Source organism: Curtobacterium sp. C2H10 (genome assembly GCF_025407985.1).
Taxonomy (GTDB): domain Bacteria; phylum Actinomycetota; class Actinomycetes; order Actinomycetales; family Microbacteriaceae; genus Curtobacterium.
In genome coordinates, this window is sequence record NZ_JABXGF010000094.1 from 1 (window position 1) to 1831 (window position 1831).

1 protein-coding gene, 1 tRNA gene and 2 pseudogenes are annotated in these 1831 nt (G+C 73.0%); 1 reads left to right on the plus strand and 3 read right to left on the minus strand.

Annotated elements, in window-relative coordinates:
- Positions 1–597: pseudogene (locus tag HWD93_RS18120) on the plus strand (hypothetical protein); the annotation flags it as partial.
- A 56-nt stretch (positions 598–653) separates the two neighbouring features.
- Here the strand turns inward: HWD93_RS18120 and HWD93_RS18125 are convergent.
- From HWD93_RS18125 to HWD93_RS18135, 3 genes and pseudogenes are all read right to left on the minus strand, one after another.
- A tRNA-Arg gene (locus HWD93_RS18125) sits at positions 654–726 on the minus strand.
- A 14-nt stretch (positions 727–740) separates the two neighbouring features.
- Positions 741–1301 carry an AAA family ATPase gene (locus tag HWD93_RS18130; RefSeq protein ID WP_261647565.1) on the minus strand — a complete coding sequence of 187 codons (561 nt, stop codon included), beginning with the start codon at positions 1299–1301 and terminating at the stop codon, positions 741–743.
- A 9-nt stretch (positions 1302–1310) separates the two neighbouring features.
- Positions 1311–1831: pseudogene (locus tag HWD93_RS18135) on the minus strand (glycosyl transferase); the annotation flags it as partial.

A 1831-nucleotide genomic window follows, 5' to 3' on the forward strand; every position in this document is an offset into this window, starting at 1 on the left:
GCACCGGTCGACCCGAACGCGACGACGCCGATCTCGGACACCTCCGGCACGAACCGGACGATCCCGATCTCCGACACGAACGCCACGAACGCCACGCGCGCGTATGGCGACGGCGCGAACCGCGCGTACGGCGAGGGCGCGACCCGCGCGTACGGCGACGCCGCCACCCCGACCCGGGCGCCCCTGGGTTCGCCGGCATCGCCCGCCGGCACCCGCGGCTCGACCGCGTCCGGCGCGGACACCGACAACGCCGACGCGGTCGACGACGTCCGGCCGAGCAGCCCTCGCGGCACCGACCGTCCCGCCACGGACCCCCGGAGCAGCGGGCCCCGCGGGGCGGACACGACCGGTCCCGACGCGAGCGCGACGCCGCCGGTCGCCAAGCCGACCTCGGCGGACGCGCACGTCAACCGCACCACGGAGTCCGACGCCCGCGGTGTCGACGCCTCGACGACCGCACACACCCGGTCGATCCCGACCCGCATCGCGGACGGCCCCGCCGAGCCGGCCGATGCGAACGAGACCTCGGAAGCGCCCTACACGCAGCCGATCAGCGCGAGCGAACTCCGTCGACGCGTTGCCGACGACGACGAGTAGGCAGTCGCCGAACGACACGAAGGCCGCCGTCCCGATGGACGGCGGCCTTCGTCGTGTGCCCCCGGCAGGAATCGAACCCGCGGCACGGTGGGTAGAAACCACCTGCTCTATCCACTGAGCTACGGAGGCGGACGGCCCCGATTCTATCCGCGACCCTCGCCGAGGTGCTGCACGAACCGATCGACCTCCCGCTGCGACCGGAGGTGGACGATGCGCAGGTGCGGTGCGGTCTCGACGAGCTCGGGCACCCGACGACGCGTCACGTTCCGGGTGCTGATGCCCCAGCGCAGGATGTGGCCGCGATCGGTGAAGAACGTCCACAACGACGGTTCGACGTTGCCGTTCCACATCTCGATGCGCCCGAACCGACGGTGGAGCGTCCGACGCAGCAGCCGCCAGAGCGCCTGGGCAGTCGGCAGGTCGATCCACACGAGCGTGTCTGCACGGTTCGCCAGCATCGCCCGGACGGAGGTGTACTGCCACTCCGTCACCCACGCGGGTTCGCTCGTGTACCGCTCGACGTCGGCGACGAAGGTGTCCCGCGGGACCCAGCCGGGCCCGTGGTACAGCGAGTCGATCTCGGTGTGCGGAAGGCCGAGGACCCGGCCGATACGCCCGGCCGTGGTGGTCTTCCCGACGCCCGTGGTGCCGGCGACGAGGACGCGACGGGGCACCGGGTCCAGGGGGTCGTCGGCGCCGAGCACTCGTCGACCCTAGCCCGCGGTGAGGTCGTAGACCGTGACGCCTCCGATCGTCGACGAGGTGAAGGTCGACTCGACCCACTCGGATATCTCCGACGCCGCGTCGCTGCCGCCGTTCGACTGCCCGACGCTGCCGGCGATGAAGTAGTGGATCTTCCCAGCAGCGACGTCTGCCTGGAACTCCTCGAGGGTGGGTGACGGGTCCGAGCCGTTGAAGCCGCCGATGGGCATCACCGAGGCGCCCGTGGCGAGCTGGTAGGTCGCGGCACTGTTCGACCCGATGGTGGCGGCGACCCAGGTGTAGTCGTCGGCGTCCTCCAGGAGCGCCTTCCGCAGCGTCGAGGAGACCTCGGTGGACCCGCCGAGCAGGCTCCCGGCACCACCGAACCCGCCGCCACCCGCACGACCCGTCCCGGTCCCGCCACCGGTCCCGGTCCCGGTCCCGCCACCGGTCCCACCGGTCCCACCGGCCGCGCCCGCCCCACCCGGTCCGCCGGTCCCGCCGGCCGCGCCCGCCCCACCCGGTCCGCCGG